Annotated in this window: 24 protein-coding genes; 20 read left to right on the forward strand and 4 right to left on the reverse strand. The window is 69.9% G+C overall.

Translation table 11 applies throughout. The features are described from left to right. Positions 1 to 85: 85 nt before the first annotated feature. From sufD to IE325_RS16480, 6 genes are read left to right on the forward strand one after another with little or no spacing between them, the layout of a single operon-like run. A complete protein-coding gene (gene sufD, locus IE325_RS16455) occupies positions 86 to 1,270 on the forward strand; it encodes a Fe-S cluster assembly protein SufD (protein ID WP_190070645.1) in 1,185 nt (394 codons plus the stop codon). Then, positions 1,267 to 1,596 (forward strand): non-heme iron oxygenase ferredoxin subunit, encoded by a 330-nt coding sequence (locus tag IE325_RS16460; RefSeq protein ID WP_190070646.1) that lies wholly within the window; start codon positions 1,267 to 1,269, stop codon positions 1,594 to 1,596. Before sufD ends, IE325_RS16460 begins: the two co-directional genes overlap by 4 nt. Positions 1,597 to 1,603: 7 nt before the next feature. Continuing rightward, on the forward strand, positions 1,604 to 2,368 hold the full coding sequence (gene sufC / locus IE325_RS16465; protein WP_190070647.1) for a Fe-S cluster assembly ATPase SufC: 765 nt from the start codon (positions 1,604 to 1,606) through the stop codon (positions 2,366 to 2,368). Next, positions 2,365 to 3,621 carry a cysteine desulfurase gene (locus IE325_RS16470; protein ID WP_190070648.1) on the forward strand — a complete coding sequence of 419 codons (1,257 nt, stop codon included), beginning with the start codon at positions 2,365 to 2,367 and terminating at the stop codon, positions 3,619 to 3,621. Before sufC ends, IE325_RS16470 begins: the two co-directional genes overlap by 4 nt. A gap of 20 nt (positions 3,622 to 3,641) precedes the next feature. Next, positions 3,642 to 4,109, forward strand: a complete 468-nt coding sequence (gene sufU / locus IE325_RS16475) for a Fe-S cluster assembly sulfur transfer protein SufU (RefSeq protein WP_190070649.1) — start codon at positions 3,642 to 3,644, stop codon at positions 4,107 to 4,109. Continuing rightward, positions 4,106 to 4,438, forward strand: a complete 333-nt coding sequence (locus IE325_RS16480; RefSeq protein ID WP_053670670.1) for a metal-sulfur cluster assembly factor — start codon at positions 4,106 to 4,108, stop codon at positions 4,436 to 4,438. Before sufU ends, IE325_RS16480 begins: the two co-directional genes overlap by 4 nt. Before the next feature lie 69 nt (positions 4,439 to 4,507). Here the strand turns inward: IE325_RS16480 and IE325_RS16485 are convergent, their stop codons facing one another. Beyond that, entirely contained in the window at positions 4,508 to 5,329 is an 822-nt protein-coding gene (locus tag IE325_RS16485) for an AbfB domain-containing protein (RefSeq protein WP_190070650.1), read from the reverse strand. Between the two features lie 294 nt (positions 5,330 to 5,623). Here IE325_RS16485 and IE325_RS16490 point away from each other — a divergent pair, with 294 nt between their 5' ends. Continuing rightward, complete coding sequence (locus IE325_RS16490) at positions 5,624 to 6,481, forward strand: endo alpha-1,4 polygalactosaminidase (protein WP_190070651.1); 858 nt, start codon at positions 5,624 to 5,626, stop codon at positions 6,479 to 6,481. 25 nt (positions 6,482 to 6,506) lie between these two features. Here IE325_RS16490 and IE325_RS16495 read toward each other — a convergent pair whose 3' ends face one another. Then, on the reverse strand, positions 6,507 to 6,914 hold the full coding sequence (locus IE325_RS16495; protein WP_190070652.1) for a RidA family protein: 408 nt from the start codon (positions 6,912 to 6,914) through the stop codon (positions 6,507 to 6,509). Positions 6,915 to 7,089: 175 nt separating this feature from the next. Between IE325_RS16495 and IE325_RS16500 the strand changes: the two genes are divergently transcribed. The 6 genes from IE325_RS16500 (at position 7,090) to IE325_RS16525 (ending at position 11,502) form a co-directional block, all read left to right on the forward strand. Next, positions 7,090 to 7,410 carry a DMT family transporter gene (locus IE325_RS16500; protein WP_190070653.1) on the forward strand — a complete coding sequence of 107 codons (321 nt, stop codon included), beginning with the start codon at positions 7,090 to 7,092 and terminating at the stop codon, positions 7,408 to 7,410. Further along, positions 7,410 to 7,946 (forward strand): TetR/AcrR family transcriptional regulator, encoded by a 537-nt coding sequence (locus tag IE325_RS16505; RefSeq protein ID WP_190070654.1) that lies wholly within the window; start codon positions 7,410 to 7,412, stop codon positions 7,944 to 7,946. Before IE325_RS16500 ends, IE325_RS16505 begins: the two co-directional genes overlap by 1 nt. Before the next feature lie 236 nt (positions 7,947 to 8,182). Further along, a complete protein-coding gene (gene dapD, locus IE325_RS16510; RefSeq protein ID WP_190070655.1) occupies positions 8,183 to 9,172 on the forward strand; it encodes a 2,3,4,5-tetrahydropyridine-2,6-dicarboxylate N-succinyltransferase in 990 nt (329 codons plus the stop codon). 153 nt (positions 9,173 to 9,325) lie between these two features. Next, a complete protein-coding gene (locus IE325_RS16515) occupies positions 9,326 to 9,547 on the forward strand; it encodes a hypothetical protein (protein ID WP_229911850.1) in 222 nt (73 codons plus the stop codon). Positions 9,548 to 9,727: 180 nt separating this feature from the next. Continuing rightward, complete coding sequence (locus tag IE325_RS16520; RefSeq protein WP_190070657.1) at positions 9,728 to 10,285, forward strand: SigE family RNA polymerase sigma factor; 558 nt, start codon at positions 9,728 to 9,730, stop codon at positions 10,283 to 10,285. Beyond that, positions 10,282 to 11,502 (forward strand): WD40 repeat domain-containing protein, encoded by a 1,221-nt coding sequence (locus IE325_RS16525; protein WP_190070658.1) that lies wholly within the window; start codon positions 10,282 to 10,284, stop codon positions 11,500 to 11,502. Before IE325_RS16520 ends, IE325_RS16525 begins: the two co-directional genes overlap by 4 nt. Positions 11,503 to 11,522: 20 nt before the next feature. Here the strand turns inward: IE325_RS16525 and dapA are convergent, their stop codons facing one another. After that, positions 11,523 to 12,434, reverse strand: a complete 912-nt coding sequence (gene dapA / locus IE325_RS16530; RefSeq protein ID WP_190070659.1) for a 4-hydroxy-tetrahydrodipicolinate synthase — start codon at positions 12,432 to 12,434, stop codon at positions 11,523 to 11,525. Between the two features lie 174 nt (positions 12,435 to 12,608). On the opposite strand from dapA, the gene IE325_RS46650 reads away from it, so the two are divergent. From IE325_RS46650 to IE325_RS16555, 6 genes are all read left to right on the forward strand, one after another. Then, a complete protein-coding gene (locus tag IE325_RS46650; RefSeq protein WP_268256356.1) occupies positions 12,609 to 12,743 on the forward strand; it encodes a hypothetical protein in 135 nt (44 codons plus the stop codon). After that, entirely contained in the window at positions 12,740 to 13,414 is a 675-nt protein-coding gene (locus IE325_RS16535) for a hypothetical protein (RefSeq protein ID WP_190070660.1), read from the forward strand. Before IE325_RS46650 ends, IE325_RS16535 begins: the two co-directional genes overlap by 4 nt. A gap of 75 nt (positions 13,415 to 13,489) precedes the next feature. Then, positions 13,490 to 13,927 carry a DUF3618 domain-containing protein gene (locus IE325_RS16540; protein WP_190070661.1) on the forward strand — a complete coding sequence of 146 codons (438 nt, stop codon included), beginning with the start codon at positions 13,490 to 13,492 and terminating at the stop codon, positions 13,925 to 13,927. Positions 13,928 to 14,072: 145 nt separating this feature from the next. Next, positions 14,073 to 14,798: an antibiotic biosynthesis monooxygenase gene (locus IE325_RS16545; protein WP_190070662.1), complete on the forward strand. Its 726-nt coding sequence runs from the start codon at positions 14,073 to 14,075 to the stop codon at positions 14,796 to 14,798. Positions 14,799 to 14,860: 62 nt separating this feature from the next. Continuing rightward, positions 14,861 to 15,472: an ArsR/SmtB family transcription factor gene (locus IE325_RS16550; protein WP_190070663.1), complete on the forward strand. Its 612-nt coding sequence runs from the start codon at positions 14,861 to 14,863 to the stop codon at positions 15,470 to 15,472. Positions 15,473 to 15,487: 15 nt separating this feature from the next. After that, a complete protein-coding gene (locus IE325_RS16555) occupies positions 15,488 to 16,222 on the forward strand; it encodes an SRPBCC family protein (RefSeq protein WP_190070664.1) in 735 nt (244 codons plus the stop codon). A 13-nt stretch (positions 16,223 to 16,235) separates the two neighbouring features. On the opposite strand, the gene IE325_RS16560 is transcribed toward IE325_RS16555, so the two are convergent. Then, a complete protein-coding gene (locus IE325_RS16560) occupies positions 16,236 to 18,062 on the reverse strand; it encodes a DUF8508 domain-containing protein (RefSeq protein ID WP_190070665.1) in 1,827 nt (608 codons plus the stop codon). Positions 18,063 to 18,362: 300 nt separating this feature from the next. On the opposite strand from IE325_RS16560, the gene IE325_RS16565 reads away from it, so the two are divergent. Continuing rightward, a complete protein-coding gene (locus IE325_RS16565; RefSeq protein ID WP_190070666.1) occupies positions 18,363 to 19,796 on the forward strand; it encodes a hypothetical protein in 1,434 nt (477 codons plus the stop codon). Positions 19,797 to 19,849 lie beyond the last annotated feature (53 nt).

Here is a 19,849-nt window from a genome sequence, read left to right on the forward strand (position 1 = left end):
CGCCACCACCCGAAGCAGCAGGCGGCCCGCCTCCCCGGGGCGGGCCGAAGATCGCAAACGCAGGAAAGAGAGCAGACCGACAGCCATGGCTGAGGCTCAGAACATCCCGGTGGGCAGCACCACCGCCGGCTCGATCGCGGTGGCCGCCGAGTCGACCGTCGCCACGCGCATGAGTGCGCCCCCGTCCTTCGACGTGGCCGACTTCCCGGTACCGCACGGCCGCGAGGAGGAGTGGCGGTTCACCCCGCTTGAGCGCCTGCGCGGGCTGCACGACGGCACCGCCGCCGCGACCGGTGACGGCGTGAAGGTCGACGTCCAGGCCCCCGAGGGCGTCACCGTCGAGACCGTCGGCCGTGACGACGCCCGGCTCGGCAGGGCGGGCACCCCGGTGGACCGCATCGCCGCCCAGGCGTACTCCGCGTTCGAGAAGGCCGGCGTGGTCACCGTCCCCAAGGAGACGGTCCTCACCGAGCCGATCCGCATCGCCGTGCACGGCGAGGGCGGGGTCCGCTACGGCCACCAGGTCGTCGAGCTCGGAGCCTTCGCTGAGGCCGTCGTCGTCATCGACCACACCGGTGACGCGGTGCTCGCCGCCAACGTCGACTACATCCTCGGTGACGGAGCCAAGCTGACCGTCGTCTCCGTCCAGGACTGGGACGACAAGGCCGTGCACGTGGCCCAGCACAACGCCCTCGTCGGCCGCGACGCCTCCTTCAAGTCCGTCGTCGTCACCTTCGGCGGCGACCTCGTACGGCTGCACCCGCGCGTCTCCTACGCCGGCACCGGCGGCGAGGCCGAGCTTTACGGCCTGTACTTCACGGACGCCGGCCAGCACCAGGAGCACCGCCTGCTGGTCGACCACAACACCCCGCACTGCAAGTCGAACGTCGCCTACAAGGGCGCGCTCCAGGGCGAAGACGCGCACGCGGTGTGGATCGGTGACGTGCTGATCGAGGCCAAGGCCGAGGGCACCGACACCTACGAGATGAACCGCAACCTGGTTCTGACCGACGGCGCCCGTGTCGACTCCGTGCCGAACCTGGAGATCGAGACCGGCGAGATCGTCGGCGCCGGCCACGCCTCCGCCACCGGCCGCTTCGACGACGAGCAGCTCTTCTACCTGATGGCCCGCGGCATCCCGGAGCACGAGGCCCGCCGCCTCGTCGTCCGTGGCTTCTTCGCCGAGCTGGTCCAGCAGATCGGTGTCCCGGACATCGAGGAGCGCCTCATCGCGAAGATCGAAGAGGAGCTGGAGGCGTCCGTCGCATGACGTACGTACGCGCCTGTGGGCTGAGCGAGCTGGAGGAGGACACCCCGAAGCGGGTGGAACTCGACGGCACGCCGGTCTCGGTCGTGCAGACCGAGGGCGAGGTGTTCGCGATCTACGACATCTGCTCCCACGCGAACGTGTCGCTCTCCGAGGGCGAGGTGGAGGACTGCCAGATCGAGTGCTGGCTGCACGGCTCCAGCTTCGACCTGCGCACCGGTAAGCCGTCCGGCCTTCCCGCGACGCGCCCCGTCCCCGTATACCCCGTAAAGATCGAAGGGGGCAGCGTCCTTGTCGACGTCCGCGCCTCCCTCAACCAGGAGTCCTGAGGCACCCATGGCAACGCTTGAAATCCGCGACCTGCACGTCACCGTCGAGGCCGACAACGCCACGAAGGAGATCCTCAAGGGCGTCGACCTCACCGTGAAGCAGGGCGAGACGCACGCCATCATGGGCCCCAACGGCTCCGGCAAGTCGACCCTCGCCTACTCGCTCGCGGGTCACCCGAAGTACACGATCACCTCCGGCTCCGTCACCCTCGACGGCGAGGACGTCCTGGAGATGTCCGTCGACGAGCGCGCCCGCGCCGGCCTGTTCCTCGCGATGCAGTACCCGGTCGAGGTCCCCGGCGTCTCGGTCTCCAACTTCCTGCGCACCTCCGCCACCGCCATCCGCGGCGAGGCCCCCAAGCTGCGCACCTGGGTGAAGGAGGTCAAGGAGGCGATGGCCCGCCTCAACATGGACCCCGCCTTCGCCGAGCGCAATGTCAACGAGGGCTTCTCCGGCGGTGAGAAGAAGCGCCACGAGATCCTTCAGCTGGAGCTGCTCAAGCCGAAGGTCGCGATCCTCGACGAGACCGACTCCGGTCTGGACGTCGACGCCCTGCGCGTCGTCTCCGAGGGCGTGAACCGGGTCCGTGAGACCGGCGAGGTCGGCACCCTGCTGATCACCCACTACACGCGCATCCTGCGCTACATCAAGCCCGACCACGTCCACGTATTCGCGGCCGGCCGCATCGCCGAGTCCGGCGGCCCCGAGCTCGCCGACAAGCTGGAGGCCGAGGGCTACGAGGCATACACGAAGGGTGGCGCATCCGCGTGACACAGCTGCCGGGCCTCCTCGACACCGAGGCGCTCCGCAAGGACTTCCCGATCCTGGACCGCGTCGTCCACGACGGCAAGAAGCTCGTGTACCTGGACAACGCGGCGACCTCGCAGACGCCGCGCCAGGTCCTCGACGTGCTCTCCGAGTACTACGAGCAGCACAACGCCAACGTCCACCGTGGCGTGCACGTCCTCGCCGAGGAGGCCACGGCGCTGTACGAGGGCGCACGCGACAAGGTCGCGGAGTTCATCAACGCGCCCTCGCGCGACGAGGTGATCTTCACCAAGAACGCCTCCGAGTCGCTGAACCTCGTGGCCAACATGCTGGGCTGGGCCGACGAGCCCTACCGGGTGGACCATGAGACCGAGATCGTCATCACGGAGATGGAGCACCACTCCAACATCGTGCCCTGGCAGCTGCTCGCGCAGCGCACCGGCGCGAAGCTGAAGTGGTTCGGCCTCACCGACGACGGCCGTCTCGACCTGTCCAACATCGACGAGGTCATCACGGAGAAGACGAAGATCGTCTCCTTCGTGCTGGTGTCGAACATCCTGGGCACGCTCAACCCGGTCGAGGCGATAGTGCGCCGTGCGCAGGAGGTCGGTGCGCTGGTCTGCATCGACGCCTCGCAGGCCGCGCCGCACATGCCGCTGGACGTGCAGTCCCTCCAGGCCGACTTCGTGGCCTTCACCGGCCACAAGATGTGCGGTCCGACCGGCATCGGTGTGCTCTGGGGCCGCCAGGAGCTGCTTGAGGACCTGCCCCCGTTCCTCGGCGGCGGCGAGATGATCGAGACGGTGTCGATGCACTCGTCCACCTACGCCCCGGCGCCGCACAAGTTCGAGGCGGGCACCCCCCCGGTCTCCCAGGCGATCGGTCTCGGCGCGGCGATCGACTATCTCAACTCGATCGGCATGGACAAGATCCTCGCCCATGAGCACGCCCTCACCGAGTACGCGGTGAAGCGGCTGGCGGAGATCCCCGACCTGCGGATTATCGGCCCGACCACGGCCGAGGACCGCGGCGCCGCGATCTCCTTCACCCTCGGCGACATCCACCCGCACGACGTGGGGCAGGTTCTCGACGAGCAGGGCATCGCGGTCCGGGTCGGCCACCACTGCGCCCGCCCCGTCTGCCTGCGCTATGGAATTCCTGCGACCACGCGAGCGTCGTTCTATCTGTACTCCACGCCGGCCGAGATCGACGCTCTGGTGGACGGCCTGGAGCACGTACGGAACTTCTTCGGCTGACGGGACGGGACGAGCGACGCATGAAGCTGGATTCGATGTACCAGGAAGTCATCCTGGACCACTACAAGAACCCCCACGGGCGTGGTCTGAGGGATGGCGACGCCGAGGTGCACCACGTGAACCCGACGTGCGGCGATGAGATCACCCTGCGTGTGAAGTACGACGGCACGAAGATCGAGGACGTCTCGTACGAGGGCCAGGGCTGTTCCATCAGCCAGGCGAGCGCGTCCGTACTGAACGAACTCCTCGTCGGCAAGGACCTCTCCGACGCGCAGAAGATCCAGGAGACCTTCCTGGAGCTGATGCAGTCCAAGGGGAGGATCGAGCCCGACGACGCGATGGAGGATGTCCTGGAGGACGCGGTGGCGTTCGCCGGCGTCTCCAAGTACCCGGCCCGGGTCAAGTGCGCCCTCCTCAGCTGGATGGCGTGGAAGGACGCGACGGCCCAGGCCCTGGGCGGAGCCGACGCCGAAAGGAAGACGGCATGAGCGAGACCGTTGAGATGAAGCCGGCCTCGGAGGAAGAGGTCCGCGAGGCGCTGTACGACGTCGTCGACCCCGAACTGGGCATCGACGTCGTCAACCTCGGACTGATCTACGGCATCCACATCGACGAGGCGAACATCGCGACCCTCGACATGACCCTGACCTCGGCGGCCTGTCCGCTGACGGATGTCATCGAGGACCAGGCCAAGTCCGCCACGGACGGCCTCGTCAGCGAGCTGCGCATCAACTGGGTCTGGATGCCGCCGTGGGGCCCGGACAAGATCACGGACGACGGCCGCGAGCAGCTTCGGGCGCTGGGGTTCAACGTCTGAGACTTCCCATTTCACACGGAAGCGGCGGCACCTGCCGGGTGCCGCCGCTTTCCGGTACCCGGGCCGGGCTCAGGTCAGCCCGGATACGAGCCGGAACGACGAGTCCGCCCGGTACAGGGAGCTGTGGTCGTAGCGTTCGAGGCGGACGACGAAGTTCTTGTGCCGGAGGAAGTAGCCCGGGTAGTTGACCGACTCCAGCATGGTCCCGCCGGAGTAGCCGGAGCCGCGGGCGCAGAAGGTGGCGTCCTGGGCGAACAGGGCGGAGCCGTCGTTGCGTTCGGCGCGCAGGACGAAGTTGCGGTGGCGCAGATACTTGCCGTCGTGCGTGGCGAAGGAGAGACAGGAGCTGTTGGCGAGCCCCTTGACCTGCTTGAAGGTGGAGTCCTCACGGGATTCCGAGCCACGGACAGGGTCGAGTGCGACGAGGCCGTCGCTCACATGCCAGTAGCGGTCGGGGTAGTTGACCGCACGTACGGAACGCCAAGTCGTGGTGGCGGCCGGGGGCTTGGGTGCCTTCGTCGGTGAACCGGTCTCGTGGGCAGGCGGCTTCGACGAGGGCTTGGGCGAGGCGGAGTCGTGCCGCTCGGGCGCCTTGGTCGTCGGCCGCTCGGTCGGCAGGCCGCTCTTGTCCTTCCGGGGAGTCGCCGACGGTGTGGCGAAGGAGATCAGACCCGGGACCGACGTGTCCTCGGCGGACGGCGCGGCCGTCGCTGACGCGTCGTCAGAATGCCTTTCCGATACGGCGATCGCCGTGGCGCAGGCGACGATCGTCGCCACCGCCATCCCGCCCGCCAGCCACAGCCGGCGTGTCCCCGGTGCCCGCGAGGTGTCCGGGGCCCAGCCGTTCTCCCAGGGTTGATCCCGAGGCGACCGGGACTTGTTTAGAGGCATGCGGTGTTCCTCCAGCGGCGTCATGAGACGACGGCCGCGGCTGCGAAGGACCGGTATGTGAACGGTGAAACACTAGTGGACCCAGTGGTGTTGGAGCACCTGTTTGGAACGAGCCGTATCCACATCGATGTCGGGGCGGCCGGGAGCGGACCGAGGGGGGATCGGCAGCGGCTCCGAGTGTGGATCGGGAGCGGCTCCGGGTGTGGATCCGGAGTCGAGCGAGCAGGGAGCGCTGAGCAGGGCATCATGGCCGGGCAGCACCCTGGATCGCGCACTGACAGGAGCCTCCGGATCATGGTCCACCGCGTCCCCTCCGCCGTCGCACTGTGCGGTGCGCTCGTCCTGGCCGTCGGCGGCTGTACGGCGTCCGGCGGCGGGGACGGTGACGGCGGCGGGCCCACCAACGGCCCCTCCACGCCCCCGACTTCGGGCAAGGTCGTGCCGCCCGAGTCGGGTGCCGCCTTCGACTACCAGATCGGCGGCGCCTACCCGCCCCCGGCCGGCGTGCGCGTGGTCTCCCGGGACCGCACCGCGAAACCGGCGCCCGGCGTCTACAGCATCTGCTACGTCAACGCCTTCCAGGCCCAGCCGGACTCCGAGGGCTGGTGGCGGGCCCACCACCCCGATCTGCTGCTCCAGGACGACGACGGCGGACTCGTCGTCGACCAGGACTGGGACGAGGCCCTGCTGGACATCTCGACGGCCGCCAAGCGTGAACGGCTCGCCGGGATCGTGGGGAAGTGGATCGACGGCTGCGCGGCGTCCGGATTCCAGGCGGTCGAGGCCGACAACCTCGATTCCAACGAGCGGTCCGACGGGCAGCTGACCGCGGCGGACAACGTGGCCTTCGGCAAGCTCCTCGCCGCCCGCGCCCATGCCGCAGGGCTTGCGATAGGGCAGAAGAACGCCGCCGGCCTGGCACGGCAGGGGCACGCCCTCGGCTTCGACTTCGCGGTCGCCGAGGAGTGCGGACAGTACGACGAGTGCGGCGCCTACGCGGACGCCTACGACGACCGGGTCCTCGTCATCGAGTACCGCCCGGACGGCCTCACCGCGGCCTGCGCCGAGTGGGGGGACAGGCTGTCGGTGGTGCTGCGTGACCTGGACGTCGTACCGGAGGGGGAGACCGGATACCTCCGCCGTACCTGCTGATCCGGCGTGCCCGAAGAGGGCCCGCTCAGTCCAGGACCGCGGTGGCCTCGACCTCGACCAGATGCTCGGGCACGTCCAGGGCGGCGACACCCAGCAGTGTGGCCGGTGGTACCGGGGTGACCCCCAGCCTGGCGGCGGCGCGGGTGATGCCCTCCATGAGCAGGGGCATCTTGTCGGGGGTCCAGTCGACGACGTGGACGTTCAGCTTCGCCACGTCGTCGAAGGAGCCGCCGGCCGCGGCGAGGGCGGTGGCGACATTGACGTAGCACTGCTCGACCTGGGCGGCGAGGTCGCCCGGCCCGACGTCGACGCCCTCCGCGTCCCAGGCGACCTGTCCGGCGACGAAGACCAGCTTCGATCCGCTCGCGATCGACACCTGCCGGTAGGCGTCGATCTTCGCCAGTCCGCTCGGGTTCACCAGGGTGATGGCCATGCCGTCCGTCCTCACTCGTGCGCTGCTCGTGCTCTCCAGTGGTTACTCGAAAACCGTAGGAGAGTGAACGCTGACATGGAAGAACGCACTTTTCCGTGACTGGGGAACCTTTTGGTGACCATGTGGCTCAGGTGTTTGTGTACGGGTGTACGCAACGTTGTGTACGCTTGTACATATGGGATACCTGCTGCTCGCCGGAGCCATAGCGGCCGAGGTCGCCGCCACGACGGCCATGAAGTACAGCGACGGCTTCAGCAAGGCGCTGCCGTCGACGCTGACCGCCCTCGGCTACCTCATCTCCTTCGCGCTGCTCGCCCAGACCCTGAAGACGGTGTCCGTGGGCACGGCCTACGCGATCTGGGCCGGCGTGGGCACCGCCGCCATCGCCACCATCGGGATCCTGTTCATGGGGGAGGGCCTGACGGCCACCAAGGCCGCCGGTATCGCGCTGATCATCGTCGGGGTGGTCGTGCTGAACCTGGGCGGTGCGCACTGATGGCCCGGCGCTACGACCCCGAGCGGCGCCAGCGGATCATCGACGCCGCGATCCGGGTCGTCGGGGAGAAGGGCATCGCCGGGCTGAGCCACCGCACCGTCGCCGCCGAGGCGGATGTGCCGCTCGGCTCGACGACGTACCACTTCAAGACCCTCGACGACCTGCTGGTCGCCGCGCTGCGCCAGGCCAACGAGGGTTTCGCCAAGGTCATCGCCTCGCGCGGCGGCCTGGAGGACCCGCACACCGACCTGGCCACCGAGCTCGCGGCCTGGATGGGCGAGTGGCTCGCGGGCGACCGCACGGGGGTCGAGCTGGAGTACGAGCTCTACCTCGCGGCGCTGCGTCGGCCGGCGCTGCGTCCGGTCGCCGCGGAGTGGGCCAGCGACCTGGCCGACTGTCTTAGTGGCCGGACGGATCCGGTGACGGCGCGGGCGTTGGTGGCGGTGCTGGACGGGATCTGTCTGCAGGTGTTGCTGACGGAGGTGCCGTATGACGAGGGGTATGCGCGGGAGGTTTTGGGGCGGGTGATTTCTTGAGTGCGGGCGGGGCGGGTCCGATGTCGGGTGCGGGTCGTGTGGGGGCTGCTGGTCGCGCCCGCGCGGCGGAGCCGCATATTGATACAGCCCCGCGCCCCTGAGGGGGATGCAGATCCCGGCGCTTGGAAGCACTCCTCGCACGGGTGAGCAAGAGAAGGCGCCCCGCCGCTGACCGGCACATGAGACGGCCGGGCGCCGGTTCGCCCGAGCGGGCGGCGTCACGTTAGGTTGCCCTTATGACCGATACGACTGCTCCTCGCACCACCGGCGCCGTGGCCGCCGGGCTCGCCACCATCGCCGCTGACGGCACTGTTCTCGACACCTGGTTCCCCGCGCCCGAGCTCGTCGCCGAGCCCGGCCCCTCCGGCAGTGAGCGGCTGTCGGCCGAGCGGGCCGTCGAGCTGCTCGGTGAAGGTGCCGCCAAGGCGATCGGGCCGGACGACCGGCGCGGCGTCGAGGTCATCGCGGTCCGTACGGTCATCGCCTCGATCGACGAGAAGCCGATCGACGCGCACGACGTCTACCTGCGTCTGCACCTGCTCTCGCACCGCCTGGTCAAGCCGCACGGCCTGAGCCTGGAGGGCCAGTTCGGCTTCCTCGCCAACGTCGCCTGGACCTCGCTCGGCCCGGTCGCCGTGGACGACGTGGAGAAGGTCCGGCTGAACGCCCGCGCCGAGGGACTGCACCTCCAGGTGACCTCGGTCGACAAGTTCCCGCGCATGACGGACTACGTGGCGCCGAAGGGCGTCCGGATCGCCGACGCCGACCGTGTGCGGCTCGGCGCGCACCTCGCCGAGGGCACCACCGTCATGCACGAGGGCTTCGTCAACTTCAACGCCGGCACGCTCGGCACCTCCATGGTCGAGGGCCGTATCTCCGCGGGCGTCGTGATCGGCGACGGCTCCGACATCGGTGGCGGTGCCTCCACGATGGGCACCCTGTCCGGCGGCGGCAATGTGATCATCTCCGTCGGCGAGCGCTGCCTGATCGGCGCCGAGGCGGGCGTCGGTATCGCGCTCGGCGACGAGTGCGTGGTCGAGGCGGGCCTGTACGTCACGGCGGGCACCCGCGTGACGATGCCCGACGGCCAGATCGTCAAGGCCCGCGAGCTGTCCGGCGCCTCCAACATCCTCTTCCGCCGCAACTCGGTCACCGGCACGGTCGAGGCCCGCCCGAACAACGCGGTGTGGGGCGGACTGAACGAGATCCTGCACAGCCACAACTGATTCGGCTGTCGCTGATCAACGCGGCACGCTCACTTACGGGTTACTCACCGTGACCTCGGCGCGGTCCAGGCAGATGAACGGGTGGAAGCAGTTTCCGATCACACGCCGAACCGACGAGATGAGGGCCGAGAGCTGATGACGGGTCGAGTGAAGATGAGTGGGCGGGGCCGGGTGGCACTGCGCCTGGTGGTCGGTGCGCTGGGCGTGGGTGCCGTGTGCTGGTTGCCGGCCGGGAACGCCTGGGCCGACGAGACCAACACCGCCTCGCACAACGGTCCGCGGATCGGACTCGTCAACGTGGGGCAGGTGGACGATCCGATGGAGGATGTGCTGGAGCACTTCCTGCTCTTCGGCGACGGGTACAAGTGGGGCTGAGCGCGTAGCGGTGGAAGTGGAGGGCCGGGTCCGTATCGGACCCGGCCTCTTCGCATGTCCGGTGGCTGCGGGGGCCGAAGATTTTTCTTTCCTCGACTGGCATAGCCACGGCACCTCGCACGCGTCACAAGGAGTAGAGAAGCGGGCAACCGGGCCCGCCCGGGGGAAGAGAAGGTGACGATGGATGCCGAAGCGCAGGACAGGTTTCGGGAGTTCGTGGAGAACCGGTCGTCATCCTTGCTGAAGACCGCCGTACTGCTGACCGGCGGCGACCGGCACGCCGCGGAGGACCTGCTGCAGAACGCTCTGGTCAAGGCGCTGAACCGCTGGCAACGCATCGATGAGCCGGAGGCATACGTACGGCAGATCCTGTACCGGCAGCAGATCAGCCGCTGGCGGCTGAAGTGGCGACGGCGTGAGCTGAGCGTCGCCGAGCTGCCCGAGGCCGCCGCCGGATCGGACGGTGTGGCCGCCGCCGACCTGCGGCTGCTGACGCGCGGCGCGCTCACCCGGCTGACCGCGCGCCAGCGCACCGTCCTGGTGCTGCGCTACTTCGAGGACCTGCCCGAGGCCGACGTGGCCCGGATCCTCGGCTGCAGCGTCGGCACCGTACGGTCCACCACCCACCGCTCGCTCGCCCGGCTGCGCGCGATCGCGCCCGAGCTGGGGGCCCTCGGCCCCGCGGCCGGCGAGTCGCAGCCGTCCCGTGATTTCTCGCCCGTGGAGGTGCGACCGTGAACGTAGAGGACATCGTGCGTGACGCCCTGCGGGAGCAGGCCGCCGAACAGGCGTCGGCGGGGCCGGGGTTCGCCGACCGGGTCCTGGCGGCCCGCCGGCGCCGACGGGTCCGAGGGCTCGCCTGCGCCGCCGCGGCCACCGCCGCCGTGGTGGGCGTCGCTGTGGCGGTACCACTGCTGGACTTCGGGAAGGACGATGTACGCCCCGCGGACGTCGTACAGCGCGACGAGATCAACGCGCACACGGACCAGTCGCCGCCGCGTGAACTCGTGTCGGTCGGAGACACGGTGCTGGCCGCGTACTACATCCCCAGGACCGTCGAGCACTCCGCGCAACGGGCCGAACGCGTCCGCGACTACTGGCTGCTCGACCCGAAGACCGAGACATACGAGAAGGCCACCAAGTGGTCCTACGTCGCCATCGCGCCCGGCCTGAAGACCGCCGCCGTACTGGAGCGGGACCTGCCCGTCTCCCGGATCGGCCTGCTCGACCTGGACACCGGCAAGATCCGGACGTGGATCCAGGTCGACCACGAGGTCGCCGGGCTCGCGTTCTCGCGTGACGGACTGAAACTGGTCGCGACGACCTACGACGAGAACCCCGACCAGCTGGTCAAGATGCAGGGGTCGGAGAGCTGGGACCAGAAGCAGCCGTCGAGCCGAACCGGCTTCTACGTCCTGGACGCCGTGTCCGGGAAGGGCTCCTGGAGCGAGGTGAAGGTCGACAGCGACACGGACGACCCCATGGGCGGCGGCTTCCTCAACGCCCGGCAGGACTTCTCCATGAGCCCCGACGGCAGACATGTCTGGGCCGGGAACCCCATGGGCGACGTCGGCAAGCAGTTCTACGACCTCACGGGCGCCGAGGTCGCCATACCGGCGAACCAGAAGTACCTGGAGTGGTACGTCGACGCGTGGCAGTCGCCCAGCGGAAGGCTCGTCGCCGGGCAGTTCGCGGGCGAGAAGTGGAAGACGTCCTCCTGGGTCCTCGACGCCCGCACAGGCGAGAAGACCGAGGTGCACGGGCAGCAACTGCTCGCCTGGGTCGGCGACCAGTCGCTGATCGCCTGGGACATCGCGGCGGACAGCAAGGACGAGTTCCGTCAGCGGCTGGTGAAGGTCACCATCGGCAGCGACAAGATCGTCCCTCTCAGCGGCTTCCTGAAGGGGAACGACGGGGCCGCGGGCCGCTGGGAGCCCGTCTTCGCCGAGCGCTGACCGGCACAGCCGGTGCCGGGTCAGCCTGTGACGAGCTCCTCGTACGCCGCCAGCAGCCCGGCGACCGCCTCGCGGCCGGCGGGCCGCAGCGGCGTACGGACGGGACCCGCGGGCAGGCCGAGTTCATTGAGCACGGCCTTGGCGGTGACCGCGCCGGGCAGCCCCGCCGCCATCATCAACTCGATGAGCGGCGTGGCACGTTGTTGGAGGCGGGCGGACACGGGGGTGTCGCCCGCCTCGAACGCGTCCAGTACCGCCCGGAGTTGGGAGGGGACCACATTGGCGACCGTACTGATGTAGCCGGTGCCTCCCACCGCGTACAGCGCCAGATTGTGCTCGTCGCAGCCCGCGTAGTACGCCAACTCCGTGCGGGAGAGGACCTTCTGGGCGCCGAGGAAGTCGTAGGAACAGTCCTTCACCGCCACGATCCGGGGGTGCTCGGCGAGCCGGATCACTGTCTCGGGCTCGATGCGGGTGCCGGTGCGGCCCGGGATGTCGTACAGCGCGAGGGGCAGTCCTGCCGCGTCGGCGACCTCGCGGAAGTGCGCCTCGACGGCGTCCTGAGGGGGCTTGCTGTAGTACGGGGCGACCACCAGCAGAGCGTCGGCGCCCGCCTTCTCGGCCGCCAGGGCCAGCTCCACGGTGTGCCGGGTGTCGAAGGTGCCCACGCCCGCGACGATCGACGCCCGCTCGCCCACCGCCTCCCGCACGGCCCTGATCAGCTCCGACTTCTCGGCGTCCGACGTGGTCGGCGACTCGCCCGTCGTGCCGGAGAGGACCAGACCGTCACAGCCCTCGCCCACCAGCCGGTCGGCGAGCCGCTGCGCGCCGTCGAGATCGAGCGCCCCCGATCCGGTGAAGGGCGTGATCATGGCGCACAGGGCGCGACCGAAGGGCGGGGCGGCGGGGGAGGCGGGGGCGGCAGTCGTCATGGAATCAGTGTCGGCAGGGGCATCGCGTAGCTCCACTTAATTCTTCTACGAGGTATTGCTAAGACTTGCTGTGGGGTTGAGGGCCTCGGCCCTCACCAGGCCCTATGTCCAAAGCCGGGCATCATGGGTCACCATGGCCGGGACGGTCAACGACCCCTGGTCATGGGAGGCGTCATGAAGCTCGGCAAGGCACTCGCCACCGGAGTCGCGGAAGAGCGGCCGCAGGACCACGACGAGGAACGCGAACTCACCCAGGAACTGAAGGACATCGAGGTGCCCGCGCCCGAAGAGGTTCCGGCCGCACGATGAGGCTGCGGCTTCCGGAGGAACCTCCGACGGAGCCGCCGACCGGATACAAGATCGCCCACCCGATGCTGTCCCACGACGGCACCGGGGCCGGCTTCACCGGTGTGTCGCTGGGCGGCGCGCTGCCGTACGGGGTCCTGGCCGACGCGTCCTGCGTCTACGGTCTGCGGCACCGGGCACCGAGCCGCCGCTGCGACTGCGGCTTCCACTGTGTGCACGACCGCACCACGGCCGAGGCACTGCTGTGCACGGCCGAGCACCGGGCGGCCGTACTGCTCGAAGTCACCGTGCTCGGCCGCTACATCCGCTTCGAGCGCGGCTTCCGGTACGCCCGTCAGCGCGTGCGCACCGCCACGGTCGGCCCGTGCTCCTGCGGCACGGTCGCCGCCGCCCTGGCCGACGCCGGCTGGGGCCGCCCGGGCTGGCGGGCGCTCGCCTCTTCCTGCGCGGGCTGCCTGCGCGGCCGTACGTCCGTCTCGCTCGCCGGGTTCGCCCGGCTCGCGGGGGAGGGGCTGAGGGTGGTGGCCGGGAAGGGCGGCCTCGGACCGGCCGAGGGGCTGGGCGTGCCCGAACTCACGGCCGAGGCGGCGCTGTTGCAGGCCCGCCTCGACTGGTTCCAGGCCCAGTTGGCCCGGCTGGGGGAGCGGGGGCCGGACGGCGGCGGGACGGGATAGGGGGATAGCGGGGGCCGGTCCGGGTACCCGGGTGTTCCAGGACGGACATCGAGCAGATCAAGGGAAGGTGCGTCGATGACGGACAGGACAGCCGGAGATGTGCGCGGCACTGCCGCCAAGGGGCCGACGGAGCTGCGTGACCAGATCGACCGGACGCGCAGCCAACTCATGGGCACCATGGCCGAGTTGATGGGCAGGGCCGATATGAAGGGCCGGGCCATGACCCGCGCCGCCGACCTCCGGGACAAGGCCGGCGCGATGACCGTACAGCTGCGCAGCAGCGCCGCCCAGGCCGGGCATGCCGTACAGGACCGGGCCACCCATGCGGGGCACACCGTCCACGACAAGGCGACGTACACGGGCCACGCGGTGGAGCACCGCATGCCGCGCCCCGTCCGCACCGTCGTCCAGGCCGGGCTGCGGCACCCGAGGCCGGTACTGGTGGTCGGCGCGGCGCTGGGCGCGCTGATCGCGGCCGGGATGCTGCGGCGGCGGGGCGAACGGCACAGCTGAGACGCCGGGCGGCACGGAGATCGCGGGCCGGTGTGCGGCAGCCCTCCTCGACGGCCCACTTGACCTCAAGTCCGCTTGAGGTCAAAAGGTGGTAGATGCACGGGTCATCACCGACCCCGGTCAGCACCGACCCCCGGAGGCCCCCATGCCCGCCCGCGTCCAGACCCACCCCGACCCCGCCCGCCCCGAGATCGGCGCCCCCTTCTTCAGCGTCTGGCGCGTGGGCACCCCCTTACGGCAGCAGCGGACCGTCGAGGCGATCGGCGCCGCCTGGGAACGCCGCCCCTGGCCCTCCGACGACCTGCTCGGCTACCACGTCTACACCGGCCACGACGCCTCCACCCTCCTGCACTACTCGCAGTGGCGCAGCGAGCAGGCCTACGAGGCCTTCGCGTCGCCTCCGACAGCGGCTTCGCCGCAGGGGCACCGGCAGGAGCGCGTCGACGAGATCGACGCCGCGGTGCCGGGCATCGAGCGGCTCGGACTCGGCCGCTACCGCCACTACCGCAGTGTGCGCAGGCCGGACGACAGCCGGGTCGCGGGCTGCGTCGTGATCGTCGACATCGAGTTCGAGGGCCCCGACTCGGACCGTCAGCGCGCCTGGGTGGACGCCGTGGTCGAGGCGCTGGGGGCCGACTTCACGCCCCATCCCGGCGGTATCTCCGCCCACTTCCATCTGAGCACCGACGGGACGAGGGTCCTCAACTACGCCGAGTGGGAGAGCGCCCAGGCGCATATCGACGCGCTGGCCGCGCCGGGCGACGGAATCGGCTCGGCGACCGAGCTGTGGGAGCGGGTGCAGACCTGGCCGGGGCTGAAGAGCAGCACGGTGAGCCGGTACGCGTACGCCCTGGGGCTGGTTCCCGGCTGAACCCACTCACCGAAAACTCGAACCTCCTGGACAAAAAAAGTTTTCGGTGAGACGGTGGACGCATGCTGGACGTCACCGTGATCGAGGACCCCGAGGCCGCAGCCGTCTCCCTGGACCCCATAAGGGCCCGGCTGCTCGCCGAGCTGGCGGCCGGACCCGCGTCGGCCGCCATGCTGGCCGGCAAGGTCGGACTGCCCAGGCAGAAGGTGAACTACCACCTCAAGGCCCTGGAGCGGCACGGCCTGGTCGAGCTGGCCGGTGAGCGCCGCAAGGGCAACGTCACCGAGCGGCTGATGCGGGCGACCGCCGCGTCGTACGTGATCTCACCGCTCGCGCTCGCCTCGGTGCAGCCGGACCCGGACCGCTTCCGCGACCAGCTCTCGGCCCGCTGGCTGCTCGCCCTCGGCGCCCGCCTCGTGCGGGACGTCGGCTCGCTGATCACCGGCGCGACCAAGGCCCGCAAGCGACTGGCGACCTATGCGCTGGACGGCGAGGTCCGCTTCGCCTCGGCCGCCGAACGGGCGGCGTTCATCGAGGAGTTGACGGCCGGAGTGAGCGCGCTGATCCGCAAGTACGACGCGCCCGGCGCCGAGGGCGGCCGAGATCACCGGATCGTCGTCGCCGTACATCCCACGGTCAAGGACCAGCAGCCCACACCCGAACTGAACCAGTAGTACCAGGAGCCCACCATGTCCAAGGAATTCGAGATCGCCCGCGAGTTCGAGGTCGACGCCACGCCTCAGGAGGTCTGGGAGGCGATCACCACCGGGACCGGAGGCTATCTCTGGCCGATGGAACCGCCGGAGCCCCGGACCGGCGGCCGGGGGCCCTTCGGGTCGACGGTCACCGCCTGGGACCCGCCGCACCGCTACACCAACCGCGTCGAGGACGTCGACGGCATCGCCGAGCAGACGATGAACCAGCTCGACTACACCATCGAGCCGCGCGACGAGGGCCGGCGCGCCTGGGTGCGGTACGTGCACAGCGGAATCTTCGTCGACGACTGGGACAACCAGTACGACGGCGCCGCCAAGCACACCGACTTCTATCTGCACACCCTGCGCGAGTACCTGGTCCACTTCGCGCCCCGGCCGGCGGCCTTCGCCACGTTCGACGGACCCGACGCCTCGAAGGCGGCCGACGCCCTCGCCGTCGTGGGGCGGGCCCTCGGCGTCGGGGAGGACGTGGCCGAGGGGACGCGGGTGACGGTCCACGGGCCCGACGAGTTCGACGCCGTGGTGGACTTCCGCAACCCGTACTTCATCGGCCTGCGCACGGACCGGGGCCTCACCCGGATCTTCGGGCGCAACCACTGGGGCCACCCGGTCGGCATCTCCCTGCACGACTTCACGCCCGGTGCCGACATCAAGGAGTGCGAGACGGCATGGCAGGGCTGGCTGAACGGGGTGTTCAGCCAGCCCTGAGGTCCGCCGGGAACTACGGGCGGAACCGCAGCACCTGCGGGTCGTGGTCGCTGATCTGGTCGTTGAACTCCGAGTTGATGTGCACGCTGTCGTACTCGAAGTCGCAGCCGCGCCGGATCGACGGGCTGATCAGGATCTGGTCCAGCGTCTGGGCGTTGCCCTGGTAGACGTAGGAGTAACGCTCGCTCTTGGGCAGCGACTTGATCGCCGACCACAGCGCGCCGTCACCTTCGAGGATCTTCACGGTGTCGGAGAACTCGAAGTCGTTGATGTCGCCGAGGGCGATGACGTCCGCGTTCTTCTGGGTGTCGAGGACGTCCTTGACGAAGCCGTGGATCGCCGTGGCCTGCGCGTGGCGCTGGACCTCGGAGCTGCGGCTCGGCGGCTGGTACTGCGCGGTCAGACCCTGGTCGCCACCCTTGGAGTTGAGGTGGTTGGCGATCACGAACACGGTCTTGCCGCGGAAGACGAACTCGCCGACCAGCGGCTTGCGGCTGTTGCCGAAGGCCGCGTTCGCCGGGTCGATCCGGCCGGGGGAGACCGTGAGGGCGGCCTTGCCGCGCACCTTCGTCACACCGGCGGCGGTCGTGGCGTCGCCGCCCGCACGGTCGGTGAAGGACACCCGCTCCGGGTTGAACAGGAACACCTGACGGATGTTGCCTCCCGGCTCACCGCCGTCGGCGTTGTTCACCGGGTCGATCGAGCGCCAGTCGTACTTCGGGCCACCCGCGGTGACGATCGCGTCGATCAGCTTCTGCATCGTCTGGTCGGCGGCGACCGTGCCGTCGTTCGTCGCGCCGTTGTTGTCCTGGATCTCCTCCAGGGACACGATGTCGGGCGACTGGAGGTGGTTCACGATCGCGGACGCGTGCTCGGCGAACGTGCCGTCGGACGGGTCCAGGTTCTCCACGTTGTACGTGGCGACCGCCAGCTCGCCGCGCGACTGCTTCCGCGTGGCCTCCTTCTGCAGACCGGCGCTCTTCAGCGTGCCGAGCTGACCCGCGACCAGGGTGTAGCCGCCGAACTGGTTGTAGTCGAGAGGGCCGGCCGTGGCGCCCTGGAGCACGTCACCGACGTTCGCCACCGGGAAGTCGGCGGGCTTGCCCAGGGACTGGATCTGGAGCCGGCCGGTGTTCTGGGAGTCGTAGGTGCCATAGACCGTGCCGCCGCGGCGGTTGCGGTTCTCCCAGGGCTTCACCGTGACCCACAGCTCGGTGTACGGGTCGGTGGCGCCGACCACGCGAGTGTCGGCGACCTGGACGTTCTCGCCCTCCAGGGACTCGTAGTAGTCCAGGGCGTACTTCTTCGGCTGGAGCGCCAGGCCGTTGACGGAGCCGCCCGCGGCGGTGTCGCCCTCGGGGCTGTAGGTGGCAGGCACCGACTTCGCGTCGATCACCTTGGCGGCCGGGACGGCGTTGCCGCTGGAGACGACGGTGATCACCGGCTTGGTGATCTCGGTCAGCGACTGGTTGCCGGAGGAGGCGCCGCCAGGAACGTACTCGGAGACCGTGCCCGAGACCAGGACCGAGTCGCCGACGGCGACCTTCGGGTTGGAGCTGGTGAAGACGAAGACGCCCTCGCTGGTGGCCGGATTGTCGTCCGGCGTCGGATCCTGGATCCAGAAGCCTCTGGAGGACCCGTAGCCGCGTACGCCGGTGACGATTCCGGCCACGTCCGTGACCTGCTTGCCGGCGTACGGGGATATTCGGGTACTGCCCTGGACGTCATGGATGCGCATGGAGTCGGCGTGCGCCGGCGCGGTCAGGACGACGGTGGACGCCGCGGAACAGACCGCGGCGACGGTGAGCGCGGCGAGACGCGCGGACTTCTTGCTCGGCAACGGGATCCCTCCGGGGACATGCGTGGGTGCCGGGACGAGGGTGGAGCGTGGAACGGGTCAGTCGCGACCGGTGGGGCGGCGGCAACGCGCGTAGAAAATACAGTGAACAGATGTCCGCCAACTTTCTACGCGCGTAATCTCGTGCCTGATCACGCCAGTTGTCAAGGTTCCAGCCATGTACACCCCCTGTCGGGGAGATGAACCGGGCGGCATGGGTGGAAATCCGTCTAGGCTGAGCGGCTGAGCCGTGCTGCATACGGATGCATACGGCCGTGCGAAGCGCCCTAGGAGAACCATCCGATGTCAGACAGCTCCTCCCTGCCACCGGTACGGCTGCACCCCGAAGCGGAGCTGGCGCGGGACGCGCTGTCCACGCCGTTGCTCTCCCGTGCCGCGCGGCTGGCCCGCTGGGCCGGACCCGACACCCGGGTCGACGCCGGAGGCGAACTCGTCGACGAGCAGCTTCCAGCCGCCGCCGAGGTCCTCGCGCTGACCGGGGACGACGCCGCCGCCCACGCCGGTGAGGCCTGGCGGGTGGCCGTCGACACCGGACTGGTCGAGATCGTCGACGAGGAGGCGGGCACCGTCGCGCCGGGCGAGGACCTGCCGCTGCTGACCGAGGGCTCACCGCACGACGTGCTCGCGGTGTGGCTGGGCGCCCTGGAGACGGTGCTCGCGGACGCCAGCGTGCCCGACCTGGAGGACCTGGTCGACGCCATGGACGAGGGCGGCGAGGTCGACTTCTCCCAGCTGGACTGGAACCCGGAGGCCGAGGCGGAGTTCCTCGACGGCGTCCTCGGCAACCTCTATCTGCTGACGGTCAGCGACGACGGACCAGGCGACGGGCCCGTACCGCTGCCGGCCCTCGCGGCGTCGATGATCGTGCCCAGCGACATGGGCGAGCCCACGAATGACGTACTGGAACAGGTCTCCGACGCGATGATGCGCCTGGACGACCAGTTCCGGCTCCTTGACCCGGTCGGCCTGGTGGAGTACCAGCCGGTCGACGAGGCGCTGATGGCGGACGCCGAGAGCGCCGAGGACCCGGCGGCCGTCATCGACGACACCGACGTCTCGCGCTACGGCATGGTGCGGCTGACCCCGCTCGGGCTGTACGGGATGCGGGCGCGGCTGCTGGAGGCCGGGTTCGAGGCACCCGCGGTCGGGGAGCTCGCCGACAAGGGCGCCGACGCGCTGCTCGCCGGCACGGCCACGTTTCCGCAGGCCGCGGCGCAGACCGAGACCGAGCAGTGGCTGACCCGGCGGGAACCCCTCGCCGCGGCACGGGAGTTGCTCGCGGCGGCGCGGGGCGCGGACGCGGGGGCGCCCCTTCGGCGGCTGCGCTGTCAGCAGGCGCTGTCGCTGGTGGGCGCCGAGGCGGAACCGGCGCTTCGGGAGGTTCTCGATGATCCGGAACTGGGTGGTCTGGCTCGGGTGTGGCTGAGCGAGGCCGGGTTCCCGGACGTGCCCGCGCCGTCCCAGGACCTGGTGTTCTGGCTGACCGTCGACACCGTTGCCGCGCAGCTGGCTGCCGAAGGGAACTCCGACGAGCTGAGGGCGCTGGTGCAGGGGCTTGCCGCTCAGCACAGCGGGTTCTTCGCGGCGGCCTGGCGGGTGGATCATCCGGCCACGGCGGATGTGCTGGAGGCGATGGGGCGGTTGCATCCGGACAAGAAGGTGGCGAAGGAGGCGCGTAAGGCTGCGTTCAAGGCGCGGTCGCAACAGGGGGGTTGAGCCGGTCGCGCGGGTGCCGGGTGAGTTCGGCTGGTCGCGCCCACGCGGCGGAG

It is taken from the genome of Streptomyces lanatus (assembly GCF_014655715.1).
In the GTDB taxonomy this organism is placed as follows: domain Bacteria; phylum Actinomycetota; class Actinomycetes; order Streptomycetales; family Streptomycetaceae; genus Streptomyces; species Streptomyces lanatus.